This is a genomic window from Frigidibacter oleivorans, assembly GCF_003993775.1.
Taxonomy (GTDB): Bacteria; Pseudomonadota; Alphaproteobacteria; order Rhodobacterales; family Rhodobacteraceae; genus Frigidibacter; species Frigidibacter oleivorans.
This window is the reverse complement of sequence record NZ_RJRZ01000004.1, coordinates 208,772-234,306: the sequence shown is the minus strand read 5'-3', so window position 1 is coordinate 234,306 and position 25,535 is coordinate 208,772. Positions and strand designations below refer to the sequence as shown.

The 25,535-nt window shown below is 71.0% G+C and carries 28 protein-coding genes and 1 other RNA gene; 15 read left to right on the top strand and 14 right to left on the bottom strand.

Going from position 1 to position 25,535, the window contains the following annotated elements; translation table 11 throughout:
* Positions 1 to 47 precede the first annotated feature (47 nt).
* Positions 48 to 677, bottom strand: coding sequence for a thymidine kinase (locus EEY80_RS08140; protein ID WP_126976085.1), 630 nt, complete (start codon positions 675 to 677; stop codon positions 48 to 50).
* Between the two features lie 47 nt (positions 678 to 724).
* Positions 725 to 2,044: a DEAD/DEAH box helicase gene (locus tag EEY80_RS08135; RefSeq protein ID WP_407920726.1), complete on the bottom strand. Its 1,320-nt coding sequence runs from the start codon at positions 2,042 to 2,044 to the stop codon at positions 725 to 727.
* Positions 2,045 to 2,466: 422 nt separating this feature from the next.
* Between EEY80_RS08135 and EEY80_RS20050 the strand changes: the two genes are divergently transcribed.
* Positions 2,467 to 3,078: a hypothetical protein gene (locus tag EEY80_RS20050; RefSeq protein ID WP_164738184.1), complete on the top strand. Its 612-nt coding sequence runs from the start codon at positions 2,467 to 2,469 to the stop codon at positions 3,076 to 3,078.
* Between the two features lie 28 nt (positions 3,079 to 3,106).
* Here the strand turns inward: EEY80_RS20050 and EEY80_RS08125 are convergent, their stop codons facing one another.
* Positions 3,107 to 3,487: a hypothetical protein gene (locus EEY80_RS08125; protein ID WP_126976084.1), complete on the bottom strand. Its 381-nt coding sequence runs from the start codon at positions 3,485 to 3,487 to the stop codon at positions 3,107 to 3,109.
* A 341-nt stretch (positions 3,488 to 3,828) separates the two neighbouring features.
* On the opposite strand from EEY80_RS08125, the gene EEY80_RS08120 reads away from it, so the two are divergent.
* Positions 3,829 to 4,749 (top strand): DMT family transporter, encoded by a 921-nt coding sequence (locus tag EEY80_RS08120; protein ID WP_126976083.1) that lies wholly within the window; start codon positions 3,829 to 3,831, stop codon positions 4,747 to 4,749.
* A gap of 31 nt (positions 4,750 to 4,780) precedes the next feature.
* Here the strand turns inward: EEY80_RS08120 and dtd are convergent, their stop codons facing one another.
* The 8 genes from dtd to EEY80_RS08080 all read right to left on the bottom strand — a co-directional run bounded on the left by dtd (position 4,781) and on the right by EEY80_RS08080 (position 13,318).
* Positions 4,781 to 5,236, bottom strand: coding sequence for a D-aminoacyl-tRNA deacylase (gene dtd, locus EEY80_RS08115; protein ID WP_126976082.1), 456 nt, complete (start codon positions 5,234 to 5,236; stop codon positions 4,781 to 4,783).
* Positions 5,236 to 6,165: a carbohydrate kinase family protein gene (locus EEY80_RS08110; RefSeq protein ID WP_126976081.1), complete on the bottom strand. Its 930-nt coding sequence runs from the start codon at positions 6,163 to 6,165 to the stop codon at positions 5,236 to 5,238. Before EEY80_RS08110 ends, dtd begins: the two co-directional genes overlap by 1 nt.
* An 87-nt stretch (positions 6,166 to 6,252) precedes the next feature.
* Positions 6,253 to 7,356: a primosomal protein N' (replication factor Y) - superfamily II helicase gene (locus EEY80_RS08105; RefSeq protein ID WP_235829750.1), complete on the bottom strand. Its 1,104-nt coding sequence runs from the start codon at positions 7,354 to 7,356 to the stop codon at positions 6,253 to 6,255.
* 2 nt (positions 7,357 to 7,358) lie between these two features.
* Positions 7,359 to 8,471, bottom strand: coding sequence for an SPFH domain-containing protein (locus tag EEY80_RS08100; RefSeq protein ID WP_126976080.1), 1,113 nt, complete (start codon positions 8,469 to 8,471; stop codon positions 7,359 to 7,361).
* A 21-nt stretch (positions 8,472 to 8,492) separates the two neighbouring features.
* Entirely contained in the window at positions 8,493 to 9,452 is a 960-nt protein-coding gene (locus EEY80_RS08095) for a DUF2927 domain-containing protein (protein WP_126976079.1), read from the bottom strand.
* Between the two features lie 2 nt (positions 9,453 to 9,454).
* Positions 9,455 to 10,657 carry a toxic anion resistance protein gene (locus tag EEY80_RS08090; protein ID WP_126976078.1) on the bottom strand — a complete coding sequence of 401 codons (1,203 nt, stop codon included), beginning with the start codon at positions 10,655 to 10,657 and terminating at the stop codon, positions 9,455 to 9,457.
* Positions 10,654 to 11,616 carry a 5-bromo-4-chloroindolyl phosphate hydrolysis family protein gene (locus EEY80_RS08085; RefSeq protein WP_126976077.1) on the bottom strand — a complete coding sequence of 321 codons (963 nt, stop codon included), beginning with the start codon at positions 11,614 to 11,616 and terminating at the stop codon, positions 10,654 to 10,656. Before EEY80_RS08085 ends, EEY80_RS08090 begins: the two co-directional genes overlap by 4 nt.
* Before the next feature lie 175 nt (positions 11,617 to 11,791).
* A complete protein-coding gene (locus tag EEY80_RS08080) occupies positions 11,792 to 13,318 on the bottom strand; it encodes a pseudouridine synthase (RefSeq protein ID WP_126976076.1) in 1,527 nt (508 codons plus the stop codon).
* A gap of 165 nt (positions 13,319 to 13,483) precedes the next feature.
* Between EEY80_RS08080 and EEY80_RS08075 the strand changes: the two genes are divergently transcribed.
* Positions 13,484 to 13,936 (top strand): nucleoside deaminase, encoded by a 453-nt coding sequence (locus tag EEY80_RS08075; RefSeq protein WP_126976075.1) that lies wholly within the window; start codon positions 13,484 to 13,486, stop codon positions 13,934 to 13,936.
* A 75-nt stretch (positions 13,937 to 14,011) separates the two neighbouring features.
* On the opposite strand, the gene EEY80_RS08070 is transcribed toward EEY80_RS08075, so the two are convergent.
* Positions 14,012 to 14,701: a metal-dependent hydrolase gene (locus EEY80_RS08070; RefSeq protein WP_126976074.1), complete on the bottom strand. Its 690-nt coding sequence runs from the start codon at positions 14,699 to 14,701 to the stop codon at positions 14,012 to 14,014.
* Positions 14,702 to 14,760: 59 nt separating this feature from the next.
* Between EEY80_RS08070 and EEY80_RS08065 the strand changes: the two genes are divergently transcribed.
* The 8 genes from EEY80_RS08065 to EEY80_RS08030 all read left to right on the top strand — a co-directional run bounded on the left by EEY80_RS08065 (position 14,761) and on the right by EEY80_RS08030 (position 20,288).
* A complete protein-coding gene (locus EEY80_RS08065; protein WP_126976073.1) occupies positions 14,761 to 15,444 on the top strand; it encodes a ceramidase domain-containing protein in 684 nt (227 codons plus the stop codon).
* 53 nt (positions 15,445 to 15,497) lie between these two features.
* Positions 15,498 to 15,785, top strand: coding sequence for an Asp-tRNA(Asn)/Glu-tRNA(Gln) amidotransferase subunit GatC (gene gatC, locus EEY80_RS08060; protein ID WP_126976072.1), 288 nt, complete (start codon positions 15,498 to 15,500; stop codon positions 15,783 to 15,785).
* Positions 15,782 to 17,269, top strand: coding sequence for an Asp-tRNA(Asn)/Glu-tRNA(Gln) amidotransferase subunit GatA (gene gatA / locus EEY80_RS08055; RefSeq protein ID WP_126976071.1), 1,488 nt, complete (start codon positions 15,782 to 15,784; stop codon positions 17,267 to 17,269). The genes gatC and gatA overlap by 4 nt, the downstream gene beginning before the upstream one ends.
* 34 nt (positions 17,270 to 17,303) lie before the next feature.
* Positions 17,304 to 18,098: a hypothetical protein gene (locus tag EEY80_RS08050; protein WP_126976070.1), complete on the top strand. Its 795-nt coding sequence runs from the start codon at positions 17,304 to 17,306 to the stop codon at positions 18,096 to 18,098.
* A 4-nt stretch (positions 18,099 to 18,102) separates the two neighbouring features.
* The gene (locus EEY80_RS08045) at positions 18,103 to 18,888 is read left to right on the top strand and encodes an N-acetylmuramoyl-L-alanine amidase (protein WP_235829749.1); all 786 of its coding nucleotides are present in this window, start codon (positions 18,103 to 18,105) and stop codon (positions 18,886 to 18,888) included.
* Between the two features lie 11 nt (positions 18,889 to 18,899).
* Positions 18,900 to 19,314, top strand: an RNA gene (gene rnpB / locus EEY80_RS08040) — RNase P RNA component class A.
* Between the two features lie 151 nt (positions 19,315 to 19,465).
* Positions 19,466 to 19,633 (top strand): 50S ribosomal protein L33, encoded by a 168-nt coding sequence (gene rpmG / locus EEY80_RS08035; RefSeq protein ID WP_011750518.1) that lies wholly within the window; start codon positions 19,466 to 19,468, stop codon positions 19,631 to 19,633.
* A gap of 190 nt (positions 19,634 to 19,823) precedes the next feature.
* Positions 19,824 to 20,288: a hypothetical protein gene (locus tag EEY80_RS08030; protein WP_126976068.1), complete on the top strand. Its 465-nt coding sequence runs from the start codon at positions 19,824 to 19,826 to the stop codon at positions 20,286 to 20,288.
* 97 nt (positions 20,289 to 20,385) lie between these two features.
* On the opposite strand, the gene EEY80_RS08025 is transcribed toward EEY80_RS08030, so the two are convergent.
* On the bottom strand, positions 20,386 to 21,132 hold the full coding sequence (locus tag EEY80_RS08025; protein ID WP_126976067.1) for a Bax inhibitor-1/YccA family protein: 747 nt from the start codon (positions 21,130 to 21,132) through the stop codon (positions 20,386 to 20,388).
* Positions 21,133 to 21,299: 167 nt separating this feature from the next.
* A complete protein-coding gene (locus EEY80_RS08020; RefSeq protein WP_126976066.1) occupies positions 21,300 to 21,518 on the bottom strand; it encodes a DUF1127 domain-containing protein in 219 nt (72 codons plus the stop codon).
* A 124-nt stretch (positions 21,519 to 21,642) separates the two neighbouring features.
* On the opposite strand from EEY80_RS08020, the gene EEY80_RS08015 reads away from it, so the two are divergent.
* From EEY80_RS08015 to EEY80_RS08000, 4 genes are all read left to right on the top strand, one after another.
* A complete protein-coding gene (locus tag EEY80_RS08015; RefSeq protein WP_126976065.1) occupies positions 21,643 to 22,491 on the top strand; it encodes a LysR family transcriptional regulator in 849 nt (282 codons plus the stop codon).
* 254 nt (positions 22,492 to 22,745) lie between these two features.
* Entirely contained in the window at positions 22,746 to 23,111 is a 366-nt protein-coding gene (locus tag EEY80_RS08010) for a helix-turn-helix domain-containing protein (protein ID WP_126976064.1), read from the top strand.
* A gap of 90 nt (positions 23,112 to 23,201) precedes the next feature.
* Positions 23,202 to 24,005: an inositol monophosphatase family protein gene (locus EEY80_RS08005; protein WP_126976063.1), complete on the top strand. Its 804-nt coding sequence runs from the start codon at positions 23,202 to 23,204 to the stop codon at positions 24,003 to 24,005.
* Positions 24,006 to 24,117: 112 nt separating this feature from the next.
* A complete protein-coding gene (locus EEY80_RS08000) occupies positions 24,118 to 25,470 on the top strand; it encodes an 8-oxoguanine deaminase (RefSeq protein ID WP_126976062.1) in 1,353 nt (450 codons plus the stop codon).
* Positions 25,471 to 25,535 lie beyond the last annotated feature (65 nt).

Sequence of the window (25,535 nt, the reverse complement as noted above, 5' to 3'; positions counted from 1 at the left end):
CGCCCGTAGACGGGGCAGGGGGCGCTGCCCCCTCTTGAGCCTGCGGCTCAATTCACCCCCGGGATATTTCGGTCAGCTGCAGAAGGCGGAGGCGGGGCCCGGTGCCCCACCGCCGCGCGCCAGTGGCGGCGGCACAGCGAGTCATAGGTCTCGTTGCCGCCGATCTGCACCTGATCGCCTTCCATCATCGCCCGGCCGGCGGCATCCTTGCGCACGACCATCGTCGCCTTCCGCCCGCAATGGCAGATGGTGCGCACCTCGCGCATCTCGTCGGCCAGCGCCAGCAGCGCCGCCGACCCGGGGAACAGCTCGCCCCGGAAATCCACGCGCAGCCCGTAGCACATGACGGGCATGGTCAGGTCGTCGACCGCGCGGGCCAGTTGCCAGACCTGATCGCGCGTCAGGAACTGCGCCTCGTCGAGGAAGACGCAGGCGCAGGGTCCGGCCTCCAGCCGCGCGGCGATGCGGGCGAAAAGGTCGGTGCCGGGATCGAAGGTGTCGGCGGCTTCGTCGATGCCGATCCGGCTGGCGATGCGGCCCGCGCCGGCGCGGCTGTCGAGCGCGGCGGTCAGCAGATAGGTCTGCATCCCGCGCTCGCGGTAGTTGTGCGATGCCTGCAGGAGGATCGTGCTCTTGCCGGCATTCATCGTCGAGTAGTGGAAATAGAGCTTGGCCATGCGCCCGCCTATCGCGGCGGGCGCGGCCTATCAAGCGGGGGCGGGGTTTACGCCGCCTGTTCGCCCTTCGGCCGGCGCGAGGGGCGGCGGGCCGGGCGCTTGCGCTTGGGCATCGCCTCGCCACCGGTCTTGGGCTTCGCCGCCTGCGGTTTGCCCCCCTGCGACCGGGGCTGGCCGCCCTGCGGCCGGGACGGGCGCCCGCTGCCGGGCTTGCGCGCCGGCGCGCCGGTGTCCAGCGGCACCTCGCCGCCGATCACCTCGATGCTGCCGGTCTTCAGCGACTTCTCGATGGCGCGCAGCTCGCCGATCTCGCCCGGGCTGCAGAAGGCCACGGCGCGCCCGTCCTTGCCCGCCCGCGCCGTCCGGCCGATGCGGTGCACATACTGGTCGGGCACGTTCGGCAGGTCGTAGTTGTAGACATGCTTCACGTCGGGGATATCGAGCCCCCGCGCCGCCACGTCGGTGGCGATCAGCACCTCGGTCTCGCCGCTGCGGAAGGCGGCGAGCGCCCGTTCCCGCTGGCCTTGGCTCTTGTTGCCGTGGATCGCCGCGACCGAATGGCCCCAGCCGTCCAGCAGCTTGGCGAGCTTCTCCGACCCGTGCTTGGTGCGGCCGAAGACGATCGCCATCTCGCCCGGATGCTTGGCCAGATAGTCCGACAGCAGCCGCGCCTTGTCGCCCTGGTTGACGAAATGCACATGCTGGCGGATCTTCTCGGCCGCCTGGCCGGGCGGGTTCACCGCCACGCGCACGGGTTCGGTCAGATAGCTGTCCGCCAGTTCCTCCATCAGCTTCGGCATGGTGGCGGAAAACAGCAGGGTCTGGCGGTCCTTCGGCAGCAGTTTCGCGATTTTGCGCAGCGCATGGATGAAACCGATGTCGAGCATCTGGTCGGCCTCGTCCAGCACCAGATATTTCGCCTCGGCCAGCGTCAGGGCGCGGCGGTCCAGCAGGTCCAGCAGCCGGCCCGGCGTGGCGATCAGCACGTCGACGCCGCGCTTCAGCTTTTCGGCCTGCACGTTGATCGAGGCGCCGCCCACCACGCGGAACACGCGGATCGGGGTGCCGTCGGCATAGGCGGTGACGTTGTCGGCGATCTGGGTGGCCAGTTCGCGGGTGGGGGCGAGGATCAGCGCCCGCACCGTGCCCGGCGCCGGGCGGCGGCCGAAGCGGATCAGCCGCGTCACCATCGGCAGGCCGAAGGCGGCGGTCTTGCCGGTGCCGGTCTGGGCGAGGCCCAGCAGGTCGCGGCCGGCGATGATCGAGGGGATCGCCTCGGCCTGGATCGGGGTGGGAGTGGTCAGGCCGATGGTCTTCAGATTGGCCAGCACCTGCTTGTCGAGGTCGAGCGCATCGAAGGACTGGATCGCGGCGGGGGAGGAAACGGTCAAGGGACGGTTCTTTCGGTCGGGCGCGGACAACAGGGCCGCGCGAACGGGGATCGCCCGCGGCAGGCCGCGGGCAGAGGGGGCGGGTGCGGTCCGTCGGACCGCTGGACCCCTGGCGTGACTTGGGAACCGGCTTGCCGTTCCTGGCATCCCCTGCGGCGCAACGGCGCGTCGGGACATGCGGCTGCTCACGCGGCAGCGGAGGTCGGCACGTGACGCAGATGGCGCAGATCGGGGCGCATGTCAAGGTGACGCGGCCCGGTGCCCCGCTGACGGGACCGTGACCTGCCGCGCCGCGCCGGCCCCTGTCGCGCCGCGCGCAGAGACGGTAGATTGCGCGCAAGAGGGTCGCCCGCCGGGCACCGGACCCCACCCGACCGATCGAGCAGCCGGAGCCGTCCATGCGCCAGTTTTCGCGCCCGTTCCTCGCCTGCGGCCTTGTCGCGGCCGCCCTTCCGCCCGCCCTGGTGCTGCCCGCCCCCGCCCGCGCCGAGGCGCAGGTCTGTTCGGCGGTGATCGAGGGCGTCGCGGTGACGCTGGGCTATAACGACGAATCCGACGTCTGGTCCTCGCGCCGCGAACGCTGGTTGCTGGAGGACGGGCAGTGCCCGGCGCGGGTGGTGATCGCCCATATGGCGCCGGACCTGACCGAACAGGAACGGGGCGTTTTCTGCCTGCAGCACGATCCGGTACTGAACGGGTTCAGCGGTCTGGCCATGGGCGCCCGCGATACCTATGGCCTGTGCGAGGAGACGGGGCGCGTCTGCGAACTGGTCAACGAAACCGCCGCCGGCGCCCGCGAGGTGGCCGATGTCGCGGTGGAGTCGGGCGTGCAGGCGGTGCGGCACAATTCCGGCGCCGTGATCCTGTCGGGCAGCGGCACGGGGCTCGCCGCCTCGCTGTCGAGCCTTGGCACCACGATGGCGGGCGTGCTGGCCGCCCCGGCCGCGCTTGCCGGCGCTGCGGCGAGCGTGGTGGTGGTCGGCGGCGCGGTCTGGGTCTGCGCCGAGTGAGGACGGCGCGCCCGGTCCGCCGGCGCGGTCAGTCGACCCGGTCGCAGACCTTCTGGCACAGCGTCGGGAAGGTCATCTGCACGATGTCGAGGATGCGCTGGCGGTCCGGCTCGATATAGCGGCTGCAGACCGACTGGTGGATCAGCCCGGCCTCGAGGCAGCGGCGCTTCATCTTGAAGAACGAGGCGCGCGACATCGGTGCGAGGCTTTCGTAGAACTTTACCTGACGGCGGCCATGCGTCAGCAGATGTTCGAAGAACGTCATGGCCTTGCACAGTTCGATCTGGTTGCTCGGGTCGCCGATCCAGGCGACGGCGCTGGCATTGGCATCGTGCTGCACCCGCATGTCCACGTTCTGCAGCACCGGCGCCACGTCCAGATGCATCGCGAACTCCGACATCTTCGTCATCGTCCAATTCTCCTTTGTCCCGGCGCGCCCCTGCGATCCGCACCCATCACGCGAAGCCATCCGCCTCGCACTGCAATGCCTTTCGGACGGCCCTGCCATCCCCCAATCCCGATATCTATTCTGACCTAACCTTACGTATAAATCAAATGTGCTTTGGGATGGGAATGTGGCAATTTCGGAATTTTCCGGGAAACAGTGCTGCGACAGGCCTTTCACCGGCGCAACATCGTGGCCAATACGGCAACCGGCGATTGTTGCGCTGCGGCATTTGATTCGCCCGGGCCTTGCAATTTCCGGACCCTCATCCCTTGGTGGCAGCGCCCGCCCTGGAAGGATTCGCCATGCAGCCGCTGCGCGGTATCGTGCTCAAGATCGCGTCGGTCCTGGTCTTCGTCAGCATGGCCAGCATCGTGAAGCTCATCTCCGACGACGTGCCGCCGGGCGAGATCGTGTTCTTCCGCTCGGCCTTTGCGGTGCCGGTGATCCTTGTTTGGCTGATCGCGACCGGCGACATCCGCAGCGGCATTGCCACCGCCCGGCCGCTGTCGCATCTGTGGCGGGCGCTGGCGGGCACCGTCGCCATGGGCTTCGCCTTTGCCGCGCTCGGGCTTCTGCCTTTGCCCGAGGCGACGGCGATCGGCTATGCCGCCCCGCTGCTGACCGTCATCTTCGCCGCGATGTTTCTGGGCGAGGAGGTGCGGCTGTTCCGCATCGCCACGGTGGCCTTGGGGCTGGTGGGGGTGCTGATCGTGCTGTCGCCCCGTCTGGGCAGCTTCGGCGAGGGCGGGATGGCCCCGGTAGAGGCGACGGGGGCGATGATGGCGCTGGTGGGCGCGGTGTTCGCGGCGCTGGCGCAGGTCTTCATCCGCGGCATGGTCCATCAGGAACGCACCAGCGCGATCGTGTTCTGGTTCTCGGTGAACGGCGCGCTGCTGTCGCTCGTCACCCTGCCCTGGGGCTGGGTGCTGCCCTCGCCGGGGACGGCGGCGCTGCTGGTTCTGGCCGGAACCTGCGGCGGGATCGGGCAGGTGCTGCTGACCTCGGCCTATCGGTTCGCGCCGGCCTCGGTGGTGGCGCCCTTCGAATATGCCTCGATGCTGCTGGCGCTGCTGGTGGGCTATGTCGCCTTCGCCGAGGTGCCGACGCCGGTGGTGCTGACCGGGGCGGCGCTGATCGTGCTGGCGGGCATCCTGATCATCTGGCGCGAACACCAGCTGGGTCTGGAACGGTCGCGCCAGCGCCAGTCGGCCCCGCCGTCATGACCGGGTGGCGGGCCCTTCAGGCGGAGCGCTGCTAGGCCCGGGCGCGGTCGGCCGTGTCCATCCAGATCGTCACCGGCCCGTCATTGACCAGCGCCACCCGCATGTCCGCCCCGAATTCGCCCATGGCCACCGGCAGGCCCAGATCCCGCAGCGCCTGCGCGAAACCCTCGTAGAGCGTCCGCCCCCGATCCGGCGCGGCGGCGGCGGAAAAGCCGGGCCGGTTGCCGCGCGACGTGTCGGCGGCCAGCGTGAACTGGCTGACGACCAGCGCCGCGCCGCCCGCCTCCGCAAGGGCGCGGTTCATCTTGCCGTCCGCGTCGCGGAAGATGCGCAGCTTCGCCACCCGCGCGGCCAGCGCCTGCGCCTCGGCCTCGCCATCGCCCTGCATCGCGCAGACGAGGATCAGCAGCCCCGGCCCGATCTCGCCGGCGATCCGGTCCCCCACCGTCACCCGCGCCTCGGCCACCCGCTGGATCAGCGCCCGCATCAGGCCGCGGGCAGTTCGTGCGGATAGGGCGGGTTCGCCCCCGCCCGCGACACGGTGACCGAGGCCGCGCGGTTGCCGAGGCTCAGCGCCGCGGTCAGCGCCTGCGCGTCGAGCGCGGCGACGCCCGCCTTTGTCAGCAGCCCGCTGGCCTGCAGCGCCGCCAGTACGCCCGCGTTGAACGTGTCGCCCGCGCCCACGGTATCGGCCACCGTCACCGCCCGGCCGGGGACGAAGACATGTCCGCGCGCGGTGAAGGCATGGGCGCCGGCCGCGCCCTCAGTCACGAACAGGACCTTCGGCCCGCGCGCCAGCAGGCCCTGCGCCAGATCGGCGACCGCGCCCTCGCCTTCCAGCCAGCGCAGGTCTTCGTCCGACACCTTCGCCATGTCGGCCGCGGCCAGCATCCGCCCGATCCGGGTGCGATAGGCCGCCGCGTCGGCGATGAAGGAGGGGCGGATATTCGGGTCCAGCATCGTCACGCGCTGCCCCGCCTCGCGCAGGAACAGGCTTTCATAGGCCGCCCCGCCCGGTTCGACCATCAGGCTGATCCCGCCGCAGAACAGCGCCGTCACCCCGTCAGGCAGGGCGGGCAGGTCGGCGGGCGACAGCATCCGGCCGGCGGTGTTCTCGTCATAGAAGGCATAGCTCGCCTGGCCGTTCGACAGCGTGACGAAGGCCAGCGTCGTCGGCCGGGGCGAGCGGACGGCCAGCGCCGCATCGACGCCCGACGCCGCCAGTTCGGCCACCAGCATCTGCCCGAACAGGTCGGTGGACAGGCCCGACAGGAAGCTGGTCTCCGCCCCCAGCCGGCCAAGCGCGATGGCGGTGTTGAACACCGCGCCGCCCGCATGGGGCGCGAAGGCGGGGGCGCCCTCGGCCGTCTTGCGCGGCAGCATGTCGATCAGGGCCTCGCCGCAGCACAGGATCATGTGCATCCTCCCAGATAGCGCTATCAGCCTTCTAGTCGCGCCCCCCGGGGCCGGCAAGGGCCGGAACGGGCCAGAAGGGCGACCGCCTCAGCGGCTGAGCGCATAGACCGCCGCCGCCACGGCCAGCGCCAGCAGGACCGCCAGCGCGATCTTCCACGGCGACCACGGGCGTTCGCCGTCGACCTTGCCGGTCTGGCCGTTGACCACGCAGCGATAGCTTTCGCCGCGATACTTGTAGGCGGCGACCCAGACCGGCAGCAGCACATGCTTGAACGTCTCGCGCTGATGCACCGTGTCCACCGAGGTGACGCGCTGTTCGTCGCCGCCGATATCGGCGCGCACATCGCTCGCGATCACCCGCGCCATCGCCTCGCGCGCCTCGCCATGCGCGGCGGCGAGCGGCACGGTGTAGCCCTCGGCCAGGAAGCCGGACAGGTAGTCGTCCCGCCACGGCACCAGCGCCGCAAGATCCCAGGGCGCCAGCGCATCGGTCATCGGCTTCGGCAGGCTGGTCGAGCCCAGCACCAGCACGTCGTCGAAGCGCCGCGCCACCGTGCCCTGCACCGGGCGCCAGCGGATATGCCGTTCGCGGATCGTCCGGGTCTTGCCGTCGCGCCGCACGGTGCGGGTGGTGTAATAGGCATCGCCCCGCTGCCCGGCATAGCGGCTGCGGGTATCGGCGTCGAAGGTCCAGAAGGGCGTGTAGATGCCCTGCATCCGCCGCCCCTTGCGCGCGAATTCCCCAAGGCCAGAAGGCGCGAACCAGCGCGATTTCAGCCAGCGGCCCAGGGCGGCGCGGGCGGCCTCCTCGGTCAGCGCGAACGGGATCAGAGCCTGCGGCTTGATCGCGCGGTGGGTGCCGGTATCGACGATGACGGGCGTGGCGCAGAACGGGCATTCGCTGGCATGGCGGTCGCCCGCGAATTCCACCAGCGCGCCGCAGTTCGGGCAATGGGTGGTCCGCGCCTCGACCTCGGTCCCGGGCGGCAGGTCGGCGGCGAGCCCGTCCTTCAGGGCGAGTTCGCGCAGGCCCGTCGCCGCCTCCGGCGCGGCGGGGGCGGCGATCTGCTGCAGATGGCCGCAATGGTCGCAGACGAGGCTAGTCTGTCCGGGGGCAAAGCGCAGGTCGGCGCCGCACCGGTCGCAGGGATAATGCACCTCGCGCGCGGCGGTCGCCGCGATGTCAGCCACGATCAGGCCCCGGGCGGCAGCGGCGGCGGCACCTGTGCGAAGAGCGCGGCAAGCTCGGGGACGTCACCCGCGGCCTTCCACCCCTCCATCCCCGGCGACCAGACCATGCTGGCGCGGGTCAGCGCGCCGGACTGTGCCATGCCGCGCAGCTCGGCCTCGGGGAAGGGGCCCTTGGCCGCGCCGTCCGCGGCCAGATGCCACTGGCGGGCCGGCGGCGGGGGCGGGGGCGGCGCGGCGGCGGGTGCCGCGGCCGGTGCACCGCCCCAGGGGCCCTGCGCCATCTGCTGGCCCATGGCCATGCCGAGCCCCGCGCCGATGCCTGCGCCCATGCCCGAATTGGGCGTCTCCGCCGCCTTGCCCATCGCCTCGGCCGCCGAGAACTGGGCATAGCGGCTCAGATCGCCGACGATCCCCATCGAGGTGCGCTTGTCCAGAACCGCCTCCACCGCCTCGGGCAGCGAGATGTTCTCGACATACAGCTCGGGGAATTCCAGCCCGTAGGCCGCGACGACCGGCGCGATGGCCTGCGTGACGATCTTCGAGAACTCGCCCGTGTTCCCCGCCATGTCGAGCACCGGGATACCGGAGGTCGCCACCACCCGCGCGAATTCCTGCACGATGACGTTGCGCAGGTGTTCGCTGATCTCGTCGGCGGTGAATTCGCCGTCGGTGCCGACGATTTCCTTCAGGAACAGGCCCGGATCGGCGATGCGGACCGAATAGCTGCCGAAGGCGCGCAGCCGCACCGGCCCGAATTCCGGATCGCGCGCCATCACCGGGTTGCGGGTGCCCCATTTCAGCCCGTTGAACCGCACGGTCGAGACGAAATAGATCTCGGACTTGAAGGGAGACTGGAAGCCGTGATCCCAGTGCTGCAGCGTGGTCATCACCGGCATGTTGTTGGTCTCGAGCAGGTAGAGACCCGGCCCGAACACGTCGGCCAGCTGCCCCTCGTGCACGAAGACCGCCGCCTGGCCCTCGCGCACCGTCAGCTTGGCTCCGTACTTGATCGCATGGCCCTCGCGCTCGAACCGCCAGACCAGCGTGTCGCGGGTATCGTCCGTCCAGTGGATGACGTCGATGAACTCGCCCTTGAGGAAGTCGAAGATGCTCATCTGCCTGTCTCCGTCATGGGTTCAACTGTCGCCCCCCAGCAACTCGCGCGCCATCGTCTCGACGATGGGCCGCGCCTCGTCCGGGGTCATGCCGGGGCGCAGGCGGGGATCGTAGAGCATCTTCAGCATCAGCTCGTCCATGCCCGTCAGCAGCGCGAACTCGTCGTCGTCGTTGAAGATCGACGGGCGGGCCGAGGGGCTGTCATTGGCCAGGCCCAGTCCTTGCGCGATTTCCTCGTGGAAGCAGGACAGCCGCATCCGGGTGGGATGTTCCGCGCGCACGATGGCGATGGCGCGGGTATAGCTGCCGCCGGCGCCCGGCGAGAAGGCGAAGACCGCGCAGAAGATCGGCTCGGGCAGGCCGGTGATCATCGCGCTGCTGCCGCCGTCGATCCCGGGCAGAAGCTGGCGCAGGCGCGGGCCGGCGGCCCGGCGTTCGTCCTCGTTCAGCACCAGCACGGTGAAATTCGCGGCCTCGGGGCCGACCATGCGGATCGGCAGGCCGGTGATCCGCGACAGGCGCGCGGCATAGGCCGTCACATCCGCCCGGTCCTTCGCCTGCTGCGCCTCGCTGACGCTGGGGCCGAATTCCAGCGCCATCCGCACCGGCTGTTCCCAGCGGCGCAGGCGGCTTGCCGTCTGGCGGGCGACGAGGCCCGAGCTGCCGGGCGCATATTCGTCGTAAAGCGCGATGCGAATGAAGTTGTCGGCCAGCTGCCGGGCGTTGTAGGGCGTGTCGCGCCCGCCGCCATCGGTCCGCAGCAGGCCCTTGTCCAGCAGGTTCGCCTGCACCAGCGCCAGCCGCAGCCGGATCCTCTCGCTGTCTTCCGAGGGTTCGGGCGGGGCGGCGGTCACCTGCGGCCGCGCCGGCGGCGCCGGGGCCGTCACCGGCGCCACGGGCTCGCAGGCCGCCAGCGCGACCAGCGCCAGTCCGGTGAGGACGGCACGGGTCCGGCCACGGGTCCGGCAGGCGGTCCGCATCGTCAGGCGGCCGGGCCGCTGCGCGAGGGGGCGGCCCCCGTCGCCGCCGCCGCCGCAGCGCGCGCCCGCGGCGCGGACAGGGCGTCGCGCAGTTCCGCCTCCATCTTGCGCAGGTCGGATTCCGCCGCCGCGCGCCGGGTCTTGCCCTCGTCGGCGATCTTCAGCGTGTCCTCGATGGTGCCGATCAGTTCGGCATTGGCGGCGCGCACCGCCTCGATGTCGAAGACGCCGCGCTCGATCTGCTGGCGCACGGTCTGGTTGGCCTGCCGCAGCGTCTTGGCATTGGCGGTCAGCAGCTCGTTGGTCAGGTCCGAGGCTTCCTTCACCGCCGCCGCCGCCTCGGCGGAGCGCTGGATCGTCACCGCCTGGGCCAGCTGGGTTTCCCACAGCGGCACGGTGTTGACGAGCGTCGAGCTGATCTTGGTCACCAGCGCCTTGTCGTTTTCCTGCACCAGCCGGATCGAGGGCAGCGACTGCATCGTCACCTGCCGCGTCAGCTTCAGGTCATGGACGCGGCGTTCCAGATCGTCGCGGGCGCCGCGCAGGTCGCGCAGTTCCTGCGCCTTCAGCACGCGCTGATCCTCGGGCGCGGCATTCACCTCGGCCTCCTTGGCCGGGATCGCGACCATGTCCGTCTCGCGCAGCTTCTCTTCGCCCGCGGCGATGTAGATCGCGAGCCCGTCGTAGAAATCCAGCGTCTTTTCATAAAGCAGGTCGAGCGACTTGATGTCCTTCAGCAGCCGGTGCTCGTGCCCCAGCAGCGTGTCGGTCACCCGGTCGATCTGGCCCTGCACCTCTTCGTAGCGGGCCACGAACCGGGCGAAGGGCGCCGAACGGCCGAGCAGCCGTTCCCACCAGCTGGACTTGCGCCGCACGTCGAGTTCCGAGACGGAAAAGCCCCGGATCGTGGTGACGATCTCGCGCAGCGAATCCCCGGCCGGCCCCACATCCTTGTTCTTCACGTCGGCCAGCATCGACTGGCTGATCTCCTGCAGTTCCGACTGCGCCGCCGCACCGAAGCCGACGATCGAGCCGGTATCGGCCAGGTCGATCTCGGCCATCGCCTTGCGGATATCCTCGGCCATCGCGGCGGGCGCCTCGGACAGCGGCACCACCGCGTCATCGGGATCGGGCAGCGCCACAGAGGCGATGCGTTCGACTTCGGCATATTCGGCGGCGGCCTGCTGGCGCGTGGTCTCGGTCATGCGGATCGTCCCTCCGGTTGCCGGGCCGCCCCCGCGGCGCCCGTGTCGTCCAAATTGCCCGGGCCCAGCGTATGGCGGGCCAGACCCTCGCGCGCCAGCCGTTCGCGCAGCACCTCGATCTCGACCGTCAGGTCGCTGCGGTCGCCCGCCAGCAGGCTGTCGCTGCGGGCGGCGAAGCCGGTTTCCAGATCGTCGATCAGCGCCGTGAAATCCGCCCGCGCCGCTCCGTCGCGGTCATGCGGGGCGAGGCCCGCATATTTCACCGCCGCCGCCTGCGCGCCCTGCAGATAGACGCCGAGCCAGCGCCGCGCCGCGGTCAGGTCGCGCGGATCGTCCTCGACCCGGCGGATCAGGCCGCGCGCCGTCGCCTCGAACCCGGCGACGCGATCGGCCAGCGCCCGGTCGCGGGTGCCGTCGATGGCCGCGCGCATCGCCGCCAGATGCGCCTCGGCCTCGGCCACGGCACGGGCGACGCGGTCGGTCTGGAACAGGTCGGTGCCCTCGGCCACCTTGCTGCGCAGGGGATCGGGACCGAAGGCCAGCGCATGCAGCAACCCGCCGATCCCGCCGATCAGCAGCGCGCCCACCGGCCCGCCGGACAGGGTGCCGAGTCCCAGACCCAAGGCCGTCAGGACCGAGCCGAAGATCTTGCGCGGGATCGGCGGGCGGCGGGCGGTGGCGCGGGCGTCGAATTCCGCCTCGGCCCGCAGCCCTTCGCGCGTCAGCCAGGCGGCGAGGCTGAGGCAGGCGAAGGCGGCGAGGTCGGACGCCAGGCCCGCGGGCGGCTGGAAGAAGGCGGTGATGGCGAAGGGCAGGGCGGCGAGGAACAGGAGGTTCACCCGCGCGCCGCCTGCGGCCGGCCGCTTTCCCGCGAAAGGATGCGCCGCGGCGCGCGGCCCCTCGCCCGGCGCGGGGCGGGCATTGTCCGGGCTGAACCGTCCGCCGAAACGCCGGGCCATCAGCCGCCCCCTGCCAGCGCGGCATAGAGCGTCAGCGCGATCAGCAGCAGCCAGGCGGCCCGCCGCGTGGAATCGGTCATCTCTGGCGCCTCGCGTGGCTGTCTCTTCTGCCCTGTATAGGCGAGCCGCCCGCGAGGTTCCAGTGCGGCCGCGGCGCGCGGGGCGCCCGCCGCGGTCAGCGCGGGCTGCGCGGCTTGCCGCCGGGCGGACCGTTGCGGGTCGAGGCCGGGCGGGGCTTGCCCCCCGGTTTCCCCGCCGGCTTGGCCCCGAAGCTGCGGCCCTCCGGCTTGGCGCCCGGCTTCCCGCCGAAGCTGCGGCCTTCGGGCTTCGCGCCCGGCTTGGCGCCATAGCTTCGACCCTCCGGCTTGGCCCCCGGCTTCCCGCCGAAGCTGCGGCCTTCGGGCTTGGCGCCGGGCTTCCCGCCAAAGCTGCGACCCTCCGGCTTCGCCCCTGGCTTGGCGCCATAGCTGCGGCCTTCCGGCCTGGCGCCGGGCTTGCCATCGAAGCTGCGGCCCTCGGGCTTGCCCGCCGGCTTGCCGCCGAAGCTGCGGCCCCCGCGCGGGGCCTCCTCTCCGGCCGGACGCGGCCCGCGGGGGGCCGATCCCGGCGCCCTGCCGCCGGGCTTGCCGCCGCCCACGGCGCCCTCGGCCGCCGATTTCCGGCCCCAGCTGCGGCCTCCGCCCCTGGACCCTTCACCGGCCGCATCGCCCTCGGCGCGCCGCGCGCCGAAGCTCTTGCTGCCCCAGCTGCGCGGGGTCTCGCCCGGGGCGCGCCGGTCGCCCGCCGCCTCCGCGGGCTTCCGCGGCGCGCGCGGCTTGCGGGCCGGGGCCTCGCCCTCGGCGGCATCGCGGCCCGGCGCGGCGCGGCGGGGGCCGCCCCCCGCGCCTCGCGCCATCGCCGGCCGGGCCGGGCGGGCGGGCTTGTCCTCCGCCCCCGGCATCAGGCTGCCCAGCTGTTCGCGCATCACCCGCGCCTTCACCTCGACGATGTCGCCCGGCTTCATCTCGTTCAGCCGGAACGGGCCATAGCTGACCCGGATCAGCCGGTTCACATAGAGCTTCACCTCGGTCATCGCGCGGCGGATCTCGCGGTTGCGGCCTTCGCGCAGGCCCACGGTCAGCCAGGCATTCGCGCCCTGCTGGCGGTCGAGCGTGACCTCCATCGGCAGGAAATCCTCGCCATCGACGGTCACGCCCCGGCGCAGCGGGTCGAAGGTCAGGTCGTTGGGCTGGCCGTTCACCCGCACCCGGTACTTGCGCAGCCAGCCGGTTTCCGGCAGTTCCAGCCGCCGCTTCAGCTCGCCATCGTTGGTCAGCAGCAGCAGGCCTTCGGAATTGAGGTCGAGCCGCCCGATGCTCATCACCCGGGGCATGCCCTCGGGCATCACGTCGAAGACGGTCTGGCGGCCCTTCTCGTCCTTCTCCGACACCACGAGCCCGAGCGGCTTGTAATAGAGCCACAGCCGCGTCGGCTGCTTGGCGTCGATGGGCTTGCCGTCCAGCGCGATCCGGTCGCGCTCGGTCACGTCCAGCGCCGGGCTGGCGACGGTCTTGCCGTTCACGGTGACGCGGCCTTCCACGATCATCCGTTCGGCATCGCGGCGCGAGGCGACGCCCGCGCGGGCCATGGCCTTGGCGATGCGCTCGGCACCGGAATTCGCCGGGGCGTCGCTCTGCGCGGAATCGGGGGTATCGTCGGTCATCTGTCTCTCCATGAGATCGTGGCGACATCGCGTCGCGGGAAGCGCCCTGTCTACAGCATTCCCCGCCGCCGGGAAAGGGGCAGCCCCTTGCCCGGACTCTCCTGCCCCGAACTTCTTGCCCCGGACCCTCTTGCCCCGCCGGGCGGCTGCGGGCATGACCGGGCCATGACCCGTTTCCGCAGCCATATGGATCAGGCGCTGGCCGAGGCGCGCGCCGCCGGCGCCCGCGGCGAGGTGCCGGTGGGGGCGGTGGTCGTCGCCCCCGACGGGCGGATCGTCGCCCGCGCCGGCAACCGCACGCGCGAGCTGAACGACCCCACTGCCCATGCCGAGATGCTGGCCCTGCGCGCCGCCTGCGCCGCCGCCGGGTCGGAACGGCTGCCGGGCCATGCGCTCTATGTCACGCTGGAGCCCTGCCCGATGTGCGCCGCCGCCATCGGCTTCGCCCGGATCGCGCGGCTTTGCTACGGGGCGGCGGACCCGAAGTCGGGCGGCATCGCGCAGGGCGCGCGCATCTATGCCCATCCGCAATGCCATCACGCGCCCGAGGTCTATGACGGCATCGCGGCGGCGGAGTCCGAGGCGCTGCTGAAGGAATTCTTCGCCGCGCGCCGCTGAGGCGGCGTCGAAGGCTGCCCCTTCTTGTCGGCGGAAATATCCCGGGGGGTGCGGGGGGCTGGCCCCCCGGCTCCGTCAGATCTCGACCGCCTGCATCACCTCCGGCACAAGCACGTCGACGCCGGGCAGCGCCTCGACCAGCTCTGCCGCCGATTGCGCCAGCAGCGGGAACGTCCGGTAGTGGCAGGGGAACACCGTCCTGAAGTCGAAGAACGTCTTTGCCGCATAGGCGGCGCGGCGCATGTCCATGGTGTAATGGCCGCCGCAGGCGAGGATGCCGATATCGGGACTGTGCAGGTCGTTGAACACGCCCATGTCGGCCATCACGTCGGTATCGCCCGAGACATAGATCACATGGTCCTCGCCCGCGATCATGAAGCCCGCGGGGGTGCCGCCATAGGTGACGCCGCCCTTGAAGTCGATGCTCGAGGAATGGACCGCGTTCACCATCGTCACCTGCGCCCCGCCCAGATCGACGGTGCCGCCCTTGCCGAAACCGATGCACTCCGCCCCTTCGGCGCCGAAGATCTCGGCCAGTTCATGCATGCAGGCGATGGGGATGTTCAGCTCGGTCGCGATGGCCAGCGCGTCGGCGGCATGGTCGCCATGGCCATGGGTCAGCAGCACATGGGTGGCGCCGCTGATGGCCTCGGCGCGGCGGTCGGCCGGGAAGACGGGATTGCCGGTCATCCAGGGGTCGAGCAGCAGGACCGCCCCCTCGATCTCGATGCGGAAGCCGGAATGGCCGAGCCAGGTGATCTTCATTGCAGTCCTCCGTCCGGGGTCTATCCTGGACCATGGTAGCGGGATCGGGGGCGAAGGAAATGGCCTGGACGGACAGGGTGGACGCCTATTGCGAACGGACCGGCCCGGATTACTGGTCCGAGCCGGTGAACGCGGTGACGAACGGCGCCTTCCTGCTGGCGGCGGCGGTGATGTGGCGCAGGATCGCGCCGCTCGACATGCCGGGGGCCTGGCGGGGACGGGCGCTGTGCATCGTGCTGTTCGTGATCGGCGTCGGGTCGTGGCTGTTCCACACCCATGCGACGCAATGGGCCAGCACCGCCGACGTGCTGCCGATCCTTGTCTTCATCCTGCTCTATGTCTTCACCGCCACCCGCGATTTCTTCGGCGCGCCGCTGTGGCTGGCGGGGGTGGTGACGGCGCTCTTCATTCCCTATGCGGCGCTGACGGTGCCGCTGTGGCAGCTGGTGCCGGGCATCGGATCGTCGGCGGGCTACGCGCCGGTGCCGGTGCTGATCTTCGCCTATGCGCTCCTGCTGCGCCGCCGCGCGCCGGACACCGCCCGGGGGCTGGCCATCGGCGCGGGCATCCTTGTCCTCTCGCTCTTCTTCCGCACCATCGACGGGCCGGTCTGCGCCGCGCTGCCGCTGGGGACGCATTTCCTGTGGCATCTGCTGAACGCGGTCATGCTGGGCTGGATGATCGAGGTCTGGCGCCGCCACATGCTCGCGGCCCGGCTTGCGGGCGGGGCGCGGGCCGCGTAAACCCGCCCCGATGTGCTTTTCGGCACGCTGTCCGGCACGAGGGAGACCCGCCCATGTCCATCGACACAGACACCGCCCGGCGGGTCGCGCATCTGGCGCGCATCGCCGTGAAGGAAGAGGACCTGCCCGCGCTGGCGCAGGAACTGTCGGGGATCCTGACCTTCATGGAGCAGCTGAACGAGGTGGATGTCGAGGGGGTGGAGCCGATGACCTCGGTCACGCCGATGCGGCTGAAACGGCGGGCCGACGCGGTAACTGATGGCGGCTATCCCGACAAGGTGCTGTCGAACGCGCCCGATGCGCGCGAGGGGTTCTTTGCCGTGCCGAAGGTGGTCGAATGAGCGCGCTGAACCAGCTGACCATCGCCGAGGCGCGCGACGCGCTGCGCAAGGGCGAGACGACGGCCACCGACCTGACCGCGGCCTGCCTGTCCGCGATCGAGGCGGCGGGGGCGCTGAACGCCTTCGTCCACCCCACGCCCGAGATCGCGATGGATCAGGCCCGCGCGGCGGACGACCGGATCGCGGCGGGCGAGGCGCCGGCGATGTGCGGCATCCCGCTGGGCATCAAGGACCTGTTCTGCACGAAGGGCGTGCCGTCGCAGGCGGCCAGCCGCATCCTGCAGGGCTTCCGCCCCGAATACGAATCCACCGTCACCCAGCAGCTGTTCGACGCGGGCGCGGTGATGCTGGGCAAGCTGAACATGGACGAATTCGCCATGGGCTCGTCCAACGAAAGCGCCTGCTACGGCCCGGCGGTCAACCCATGGCGGCGCGGCAACGACACGGCGCCGCTGACCCCCGGCGGGTCCTCGGGCGGGTCGGCGGCGGCGGTGGCGGCGGATCTGTGCCTTGCCGCGACCGGCACCGATACCGGCGGGTCGATCCGCCAGCCCGCGGCCTTCACCGGCATCGTCGGCATCAAGCCCACCTATGGCCGGGTCAGCCGCTGGGGCATCGTCGCCTTCGCCTCGTCGCTGGACCAGGCCGGCCCGATGACCAAGACGGTGCGCGACGCCGCGATCATGCTGGGCGCGATGGCCGGTCCGGACCCGAAGGATTCGACCTCGGCCGACCTGCCGGTGCCGGATTTCGAGGCGGCGCTGACCGGCGACATCCGCGGCCGGAAGATCGGCATCCCCCGCGAATACCGCATGGAGGGCATGCCCGCCGAGATCGAGGCGCTGTGGCATCGCGGGGCCGAGATGCTGCGCGACGCGGGGGCCGAGATCGTGGACATCTCGCTGCCGCACACGAAATACGCGCTGCCTGCCTACTATGTCGTGGCGCCCGCCGAGGCTTCGTCGAACCTCGCCCGCTATGACGGGGTGCGCTATGGCCACCGCGCGAAGCTGGCGCAGGGCGACGGCATCACCGAGATGTACGAAAAGACCCGCGCCGAGGGCTTCGGCAAGGAGGTCCAGCGCCGGGTGATGATCGGCACCTATGTGCTGTCGGCGGGCTTCTACGACGCCTATTACAACCGCGCCCGCAAGGTGCGCGCGCTGATCAAGCGCGATTTCGAACAGGCCTTCGCGGCCGGCATCGACGCGATCCTGACGCCGGCCACGCCCTCGGCCGCCTTCGGTCTGGGCGAGATGGCCGATGCCGATCCGGTGGCGATGTATCTGAACGACGTGTTCACGGTGACGGTCAACCTGGCCGGCCTGCCGGGCATCGCGGTGCCCGCCGGTCTGGACGCGCGCGGCCTGCCGCTGGGGCTGCAGCTGATCGGCCGGCCGTGGGAGGAGGGCGACCTTCTCAATCACGCATTCGTACTCGAACGCGCCGCCGGATTCGTTTCGCGGCCGGACAAATGGTGGTAACCGGCGCGGCATTGCGTCGATTCGGGGGTTTCCGATGCGTCCTGTCATTCCGCGTCCCGTCCTGCCGCGCGCAGCCCTGAGCGGCGCGCTGCTGCTGGCAGCCTGCGCGCCGTCGGTTCCCGACAGCGGCCAGAGCTATCAGGACTATCTGCGCAGCCAGAGCGCGCAGCCCGGCTATGGCAGCAGCGTCACGCCGCTGAACGGAGGGATCACCGGCGGCCCCATCACCTCGGGCCCGATCACGACCGGACCCATCACCAGCGGGCCGATCACCTCCTCGGCGGCCCCGGCCGCCGCCGTGCCCTATGCCGCCCCGGTGCCCTATGCCGCGCCGGCCGCGGCGGTCCCTGCCGGCGGCTATGCCAGCAGCTATCCGGCAAGCGCCAATGCGGCCATCGCCGCCGCCAGCGCGACCCCGGCCGCCAGCCCGGGCGGCGCCGGGTCCGCCCGGATTTCCGACGAGAACGACTTTTCCGCCGTCGCCGCGCGCGAGACCATCGAGTCCGACCGCGCGCGGATCGAGGCGAACCGCGCCGCCTATCAGCAGGTGGCGCCGACCGCGCTGCCGCAGCGGACGGAAACCGGCCCGAACATCGCCGAATATGCGGTGAATGCCGGCAACACGCTCGGCCAGCCGGTCTGGTCGCGGTCCAGCGTGCATCTGTCGAACTGGCAGCGGAACTGCGGCAAATACGCCTCGCAGGATCTGGCGCAGATCGAGTTCCTGCGCCGCGGCGGTCCGCAGCGCGACCCGGGCAACCTCGATCCCGATGGCGACGGCTTTGCCTGCTACTGGGATCCGACGCCCTTCCAGCAGGCGCGCGGCTGATCCGATGACGGCGCCGGACCGTCCGGCCCCCTCTCATCCCGCCTCGCCCAATCACGGGCCGCGGCGCGGCGGGCTGACGCCCCGGCTGGTGGTGATCCATTATACGGCGATGGCCGATGCGGCCTCGGCCAGGGCGCGGCTGTGCGATCCGGCGGCAGAGGTGTCGGCGCATTGGCTGATCGCGCGGGACGGGACGGCCGAGGCGCTGGTGCCCGAAGAGCTGCGCGCCTGGCATGCGGGCGCGGGGGAATGGGGCGGCGCAAGCGACGTCAATTCCCGCTCGATCGGGATCGAGCTGGACCATCCCGGCGAGGGGCCGTTCGCCGAGCCGCAGATGGCGGCGCTGGAACGGCTGCTGGCCGGCCTTCTGGCCCGCTGGTCCATCCCCCCCGAAGGCGTGATCGCGCATTCCGACATGGCCCCGGGGCGCAAGACCGATCCGGGCCCGCGCTTCGACTGGCGGCGGCTGGCGCTGTCGGGCCTGTCGGTCTGGCCGGGGATCGGGTCGGTGACCGGGGCAGGGGGGCCGTCTGCCCCCCTCCTGGCCGTTCCGGCCAGTTCACCCCCCGAGGATATATCCGAACAGAAGATGGGGCGGCTCGGGACCGATCTGGGCCGGTTCGGCTATCCGGTCGCGGCGGTGCCGGCGGCGGATCTGCTGGCGGCCTTCCGGCTGCGGTTCCGGCCCGGCGCCACCGGTCCGGCGGACGGGATCGACGGGGCCATCGCGGCGGAACTGGCGGCGCGCTGGCCGCAGCGGGATGTTGACGCGGGGGTGGCGCGCGCGTAGGCAGCGCGGGCGCGGATGGCCGGATGACCGCGGCTGCCCACAGGTCCGTTCCGCGGATACCTGGGCAGGCGAGGAAAGTCCGGACTCCACGAAGCAACGGTGCCGGGTAACGCCCGGCCGGGGAAACCCGAGGGAAAGCGCCACAGAGAAGAGACCGCCCGCGATCCGTCGCGGGCAAGGGTGAAACGGTGGGGCAAGAGCCCACCGCGGACCTGGCAACAGGGACGGCACGGCAAGCCCCACCGGGAGCAATGCCGAATAGGGGCCTCGTGCGGGGAGCGGGCAACCGGTCCGCCGCAGGGATGCTTCGGCCCGAGAGGCCCGGGTTGGCAGCTGGACCCCGTCCGCAAGGGCGGGGCGAGAGGAATGGTCATCCAGGGGGTTCGCGCCCCCGGACAGAATCCGGCTTACAGGCCATCCGCGCATGATTTCCCCCGCCCGGTCCGGGGGGCCAAAATAGCCGCGCCGCGAGGGGCAAAGGCGGTTGACTCTGGCCCGGCCATCGGTAAAAGGCGGGCTTCAAGGATTTGAGGGGCGGGGCGACACTGCGACTGCCGCCCGGCTGCAGGAGACGAAAATGGCGAAGCCGACGACGATCAAGATCCGTCTGAACTCGACGGCGGGCACCGGGCACTTCTACGTGACCAAGAAGAATGCCCGCACCATGACCGAGAAGATGACGGTCAACAAGTACGACCCGGTCGTGCGCAAGCATGTCGAATACAAGGAAGGCAAGATCAAGTAAGGTCTGCCCTCCGGCGCGGTCTGCGCGCCTGCCGATCCGAAGGCCGTGTCCCGCAAGGGCGCGGCCTTTCGTCATGCGGCTGCGGCGCCTCATCCGGCCCTTGCCTGTGGCGACCGGGCGCGCAAGATGGCGCGAGGGAAGGCGCGGCGCCGGGCGGCGCGGCGCGGAGGCCGTGCCGGGGAGGGCAGGCATGCAGCGGGTGGCGATCGTTGGGGCGGCGGGCGCGGGCAAGGCCGCGCTGGCGGAAACGCTGGGCGACCGGATGGCGCTGGCGGTGCACCGGCCCGAACCGGGGACCGCGCCCGCGGCGCGCGAGGCTTGGGCGCGCGCGGTCTGCGCCGGCCCCGCCTGGGTGATCGCGGCCGAGGGCGCGCGCTGCGAGGCGGTGGCGGCCGCGGCGGCGGATCTGGTCATCTGGCTGGACATGCCGCTGGCGCTGCGGCTGTGGCGGCTGGCGCGGCGGGGGGAGCCTGCGGCGCGGCTGCGGGCCGAACTGCGGGCGGGGCTGTTCCACGGGCTCGACCTGCGGTCGCGCCATGCCGCGCTGCTGAAGGCCGAGGCAAGGGCGCGCCGGGTGATGCGGCTTGGCGGGCCGGGGGCGGTGCGCGACCTGCTGGCGGTGCTGCCCCCGGACGGGGCCGTGCCCGTAGCCTGATCCACTGCCATCCCGGCGACGGATGCGAAAGGGGCCGGCGCTGTCGCACCGGCCCCCGAATGTCCGTCCCGCAATGAGGCGGGTCTTTCCGGGCGGGTTATTCCCGGTTGCCCATGAACTGCAGCAGGAACATGAACAGGTTGAGGAAGTCGAGGTAGAGGTTCAGCGCCCCCATGATCGCCGACTTCGCCAGCCACTCGCCATCGCCCATCTGCGCATGCTGCAGGTATTCGACCTTGATGCGCTGCGTGTCGAAGGCGGTCAGGCCCGCGAAGATCAGCACGCCGATCGCCGAGATCGCGAAGGCCACCGCCGAGGAGGCGAGGAAGATGTTCACGATCGAGGCGACGATCAGGCCGATCAGGCCCATGATCAGGAAGGAGCCCATCGCCGACAGGTCGCGCTTGGTGGTGTAGCCGTAGAGCGACAGGCCCGCGAAGGCGATGGCGGTCACGAGGAAGGTCTGCGCGATCGACACCCCGGTGAAGACCAGGAAGATCGACGACAGCGACAGGCCCATCAGCACCGCGTAGACATAGAACACCAGTTGCGCGGTGGCGGCCGACATCCGGTTGATCATCGCGCCGAAGCCGAAGACCACCGCGAGCGGGGCGAACATGATGACCCACTTCAGCGGCGAGAAATAGATCGCCTGGCCGAGCGCGGTGGGCGCGCCGTCGGGCCCGACGGCGAGCCCGGCAATCGCCCAGGCCGAGAGGGCAGTGATCAGCATGGCCACGGACATCAGCCCGTAGACCTTGTTCATATGCGCCTTCAGTCCTGCGTCGACGCGCAGCGTGCCGGCTCCAACCCGGCCGGCGCGCATCGTGTTCAAGTCAGCCATTGAAGCCTCCGAAAATTGCGTTCCCTGATCCCTGCGCAGTTGCGCATGGATTGCAACGAATATCGGCAAGCCTGCCTTTGGGTTCAAGGGTCTTGGCGCCGCAGGCGGGCCGAAATGCGAACCTGCGGGTGAGCTTTGCGCCCCCCGCCCGGCCCGCGCCGGCGGGGCTATTGCCGCCAATGCCGCGGAACGTCCCATGCGGGGCGGGCGGCCTCGCGTTCGGCCGACGCCCGGTCCAGCCCGATATCGGCCAGCAGGTGAGGGTCGAGCATCAGCAGGTGCCGGCGCTGGCGGCGGGCGGCGCGCATCCGCGCCAGCGCGGGCAGCAGGGCGACCCGGCGCAGGCCCGGGGGCAGCTTCGGACGGGCGAGCGAGAAGAGGTACATCGGGTTATCCTTTCACGTCTCGTGATGGTGGAGGGAGTCAGGATGAAGTCTCTTGATGACGATGCCGGATCGTGACACATCTTGGAAACGAATGTTTGCTGACCTGTTCATCACGGATGTTGATATGGCCCGGAACCTCGACCTGACGGCCCTACGGTCCTTCGTCACGGTGGCCGATGCCGGCGGCGTCACCCGCGCGGCCTCGCTGCTGAACCTGACGCAATCGGCCGTCTCGATGCAGATCAAGCGGCTGGAGGACAGTCTCGGGCTCGGCCTCTTCTGCCGCGCGGCAAGGCGGCTGTCGCTGACGCCCGAGGGCGAGCAGCTGATGGGCTATGCCCGCCGGATGCTGAGCCTGAACGACGAGGCGCTGGCGCGGATGACGGGCGCGGCCTATGAGGGCGAGATCCGGCTGGGCGTGCCGCATGACATCGTCTACCCGGTCATCCCGGCGATCCTGAAACGCCATGCGCAGGAATTTCCGCGGGTCCGGGTGAACCTCGTCTCGTCCTTCACCCTGCGCCTGCGCGAGCTGTTCGCCCGGGGCGAGCTGGACCTGATGCTGACGACCGAGGATCAGCCGGGCGAGGGCGGGGCGATCCTTGCCGAACGCGATCTGGTCTGGATCGGCGCGCCCGAGGGCACGGTCTGGCAGCGGCGCCCGCTGCGGCTGGCCTTCGAGGAGGTGTGCATCTTCCGCACCCGGGCGCTGGCCGCGCTCGACGCCGCCGGCATCCCGTGGGAACTGGGCTATTCCGGCCAGTCGGATCAGGTGATGGAAACGACGGCCGCCGCCGACCTTGCGGTCACCGTGCGGATGCGGGGCGTGGTGCCGGCGGGCTGCGCCGTGATCGAGGCCGGGAACATCCTGCCGCCGCTGGGGCAGACGCGGATCTGCCTCTATGATGCGCAGGTGCAGCGCGGAGAGGTGGTGGACCGGCTGAAGCACGATCTCGCCAGCGCCTATACCTGACCGATCTTCGCGTTTTGCGACGCATTTTGCGAATCTACCGAATCCGCGCGGTCACAGTGACCTAGCGTCATCCTGCGGCGCATCGGCGTCTTCCCGCCAGCCGGCTCGGATCGCCTCTGGCGGCGGTCCCGCCGCGATGCTGCAACTGCAGGATGGGGCGGGGGCGGCGCGCCGCCCGATGAAATTTTTCGTGTCAGCCTACGCTTGGCACGAAGATTGCTTTAGCTAGTGTGGAAGCGAAGGAGTATGCGACGATGAAGCATCCGGTAGACATCCACGTCGGCAAGCGCATCCGTCACCGCCGGTGGATGATTGGCATGACGCAACAACAGCTCGCCGAACGGGTGGGCATCAAGTTCCAGCAGATCCAGAAATACGAGACCGGCATGAACCGGGTTTCGGCATCGCGGCTGTGGGACATTTCCGAGGTTCTGGGCGTCAGCATCGCCTTCTTCTTCGAAGGGCTCGAAGGCGGCGCTACCCCGGCGGAAGAGATCGAGGGCGACATCCTCGCCGACAAGGAGGCGCTGCAACTGGTGCGCTCCTACTATGCCATCCCCGAGGCGCAGCGGCGCCGGCTGTTCGACCTCGCGCGGGTGCTGTCGGACGCGGCAGCTTAGTCACGGCCGGCCGGACCTTAGAACCCGACCGGCGCGCTTGACGGCCCCCACCGGACCCGGCTACCGCAGGGACGACCCTTGCGAGGCCAGATGACCGTGATCCCGGATGACCTGAAGGCGGCGCTGATCGCCGCCGCCCATGCCGCCGCCGATGTCGCGCGGGTCGAGACGCTGGCGTATTTCCGCCGCAGCGACCTCGAGGCCGCGACGAAGGAAGACCACCGCTTCGATCCGGTGACCGAGGCCGACCGCGCCGCCGAACGGGCGATGCGCGCGGTGCTGGCCCGCCTGCGCCCCGAGGACGCGATCCTGGGCGAGGAATACGGCCGCAGCGAGGGCACCTCCGGCCTGACCTGGGTGCTGGATCCCATCGACGGCACGCGCGGCTATATCTCGGGCACGCCGGTCTGGGGCGTGCTGGTGTCGGTCGCGGGGCCGGACGGGCATCCGCTGTTCGGGCTGATCGACCAGCCCTATATCGGCGAGCGGTTCGCAGGCGGGCTTGGCGTGGCCGAGGTCACGGGGCCGCTGGGGCGCCAGACGCTCGCCTGCCGCGCGGCGCGGCCCCTGTCCGGGGCGACGTTGTTCACCACCTTCCCCGAGGTCGGCACCCCGGCGGATGCCGGGGCCTTCGCGCGGGTGTCCCGCGCGGCGCGGCTGACGCGCTATGGCGCCGACTGCTATGCCTATGCGCTGGTGGCGGCGGGCCAGATCGACCTGGTGATCGAGGCGGGGCTGCAGCCCTACGATATCCACGCCCCTATCGCGGTGATCGAGGCCGCAGGCGGCCTTGTCACCGACTGGCAGGGGGGGCCGGCACGCGACGGCGGACGGGTGCTGGCCGCCGCAAACGCCGCCATCCATGGCGAGGCGATGGCGCTGCTGAACGCGTGATCGGCGGGCTTGATCGGGGGGGCGGCCCGCGCTAGACGGCGCGGGACCCGGGCGAGTCCTTTCCCCTTCTGTCGCCGGGTCCGGCGCGTTCCGAAGGGGCAGGGGAACGCCGATGACCGACATCCTGATCCGCCGGGCCGATGTGGTGGTGACCATGGACGACGCCGGCCGCGAACTGGCGGGGGCCGATGTCCTGATCCGGGGCGGGCAGATCGCCGCGGTGGGCCATGACCTTGCCGGGCAGGGGCTGGTCGCCCCCGGCGCCGAACGGGTAGAGGCGCGCGGCTGCGTGGTGACGCCCGGGCTGGTGAACACCCATCACCACCTCTACCAGACGCTGACACGGGCGGTTCCGGGGGCGCAGGACGCGCTGCTCTTCGGCTGGCTGAAGACGCTTTATCCGATCTGGGCCCGGTTCGGGCCGGAAGAGATGTTCGTCTCGGCCCAGACGGGGCTGGCGGAACTGGCGCTGTCCGGCTGTTCCACCACCTCGGACCACCTCTACCTCTATCCCAACGGCGCGCGGCTGGACGACACCATCGCTGCCGCGGCCGAGGCAGGGCTGCGCTTTCACCCCACGCGCGGCGCGATGTCGATCGGCGAAAGCGCGGGAGGCCTGCCCCCCGACGATCTGGTCGAGGGCGAGGCCGCGATCCTGTCCGACTGCATCCGCGTGATCGACGCTTTCCACGACCCCGCGCCCGGGGCGATGGTGCGGGTGGGCGTGGCCCCCTGCTCGCCCTTCTCGGTCAGCCGCGACCTGATGCGTGATGCGGCGCTGCTGGCGCGGGACAAGGGCGTGCGGCTGCACACCCATCTGGCCGAGAATGACGAGGACATCCGCTATTCGCAGGCGATGTTCGGCTGCCGTCCCGGCCAGTATGCCGAGGATCTGGGCTGGACGGGCGCGGATGTCTGGCACGCCCATTGCGTGAAGCTGGACGCGGGCGAGATCGGCCTGTTCGCCCGCTCGGGCACCGGGGTCGCGCATTGCCCCTGTTCCAACTGCCGGCTCGGCTCGGGCGTCGCGCCGGTGCGGGCGATGCGGGATGCGGGCGTGCCGGTGGGGCTGGGCGTGGACGGCTCGGCCTCGAACGATGCCGGCAACCTGGCGGCCGAGGCGCGGATGGCGATGCTGTTGCAGCGGGTGGCGCGGGGCGCCGATGCGATGAGCGCCCGCGAGGCGCTGGAGATCGCCACGCGCGGCGGCGCCCGGGTGCTGGGGCGCGACGATATCGGGCAGGTTGCCGTCGGTTTCCGCGCCGATCTGGCGATCTGGGACGTGACCGGCATCGACAGCGCCGGCAGCTGGGATGCGGCGGCGCTGCTGCTGGCGGGGCCGCGGCAGGTGCGCCACCTCTTCGTCGAGGGGCGACAGGTGGTGCGGGACGGGCAGATGACGACGCTGGACCTGCCGCGGGTGATCGAGCGGCAGAACCGGCTGGCGCGGCGGCTCGCCGGCTAGCGGCGCGGCGAGGTGCTCTGCCGAAGGGGGCGACGTGGCGGCAGCCCCGGTTTCACGGAAACATC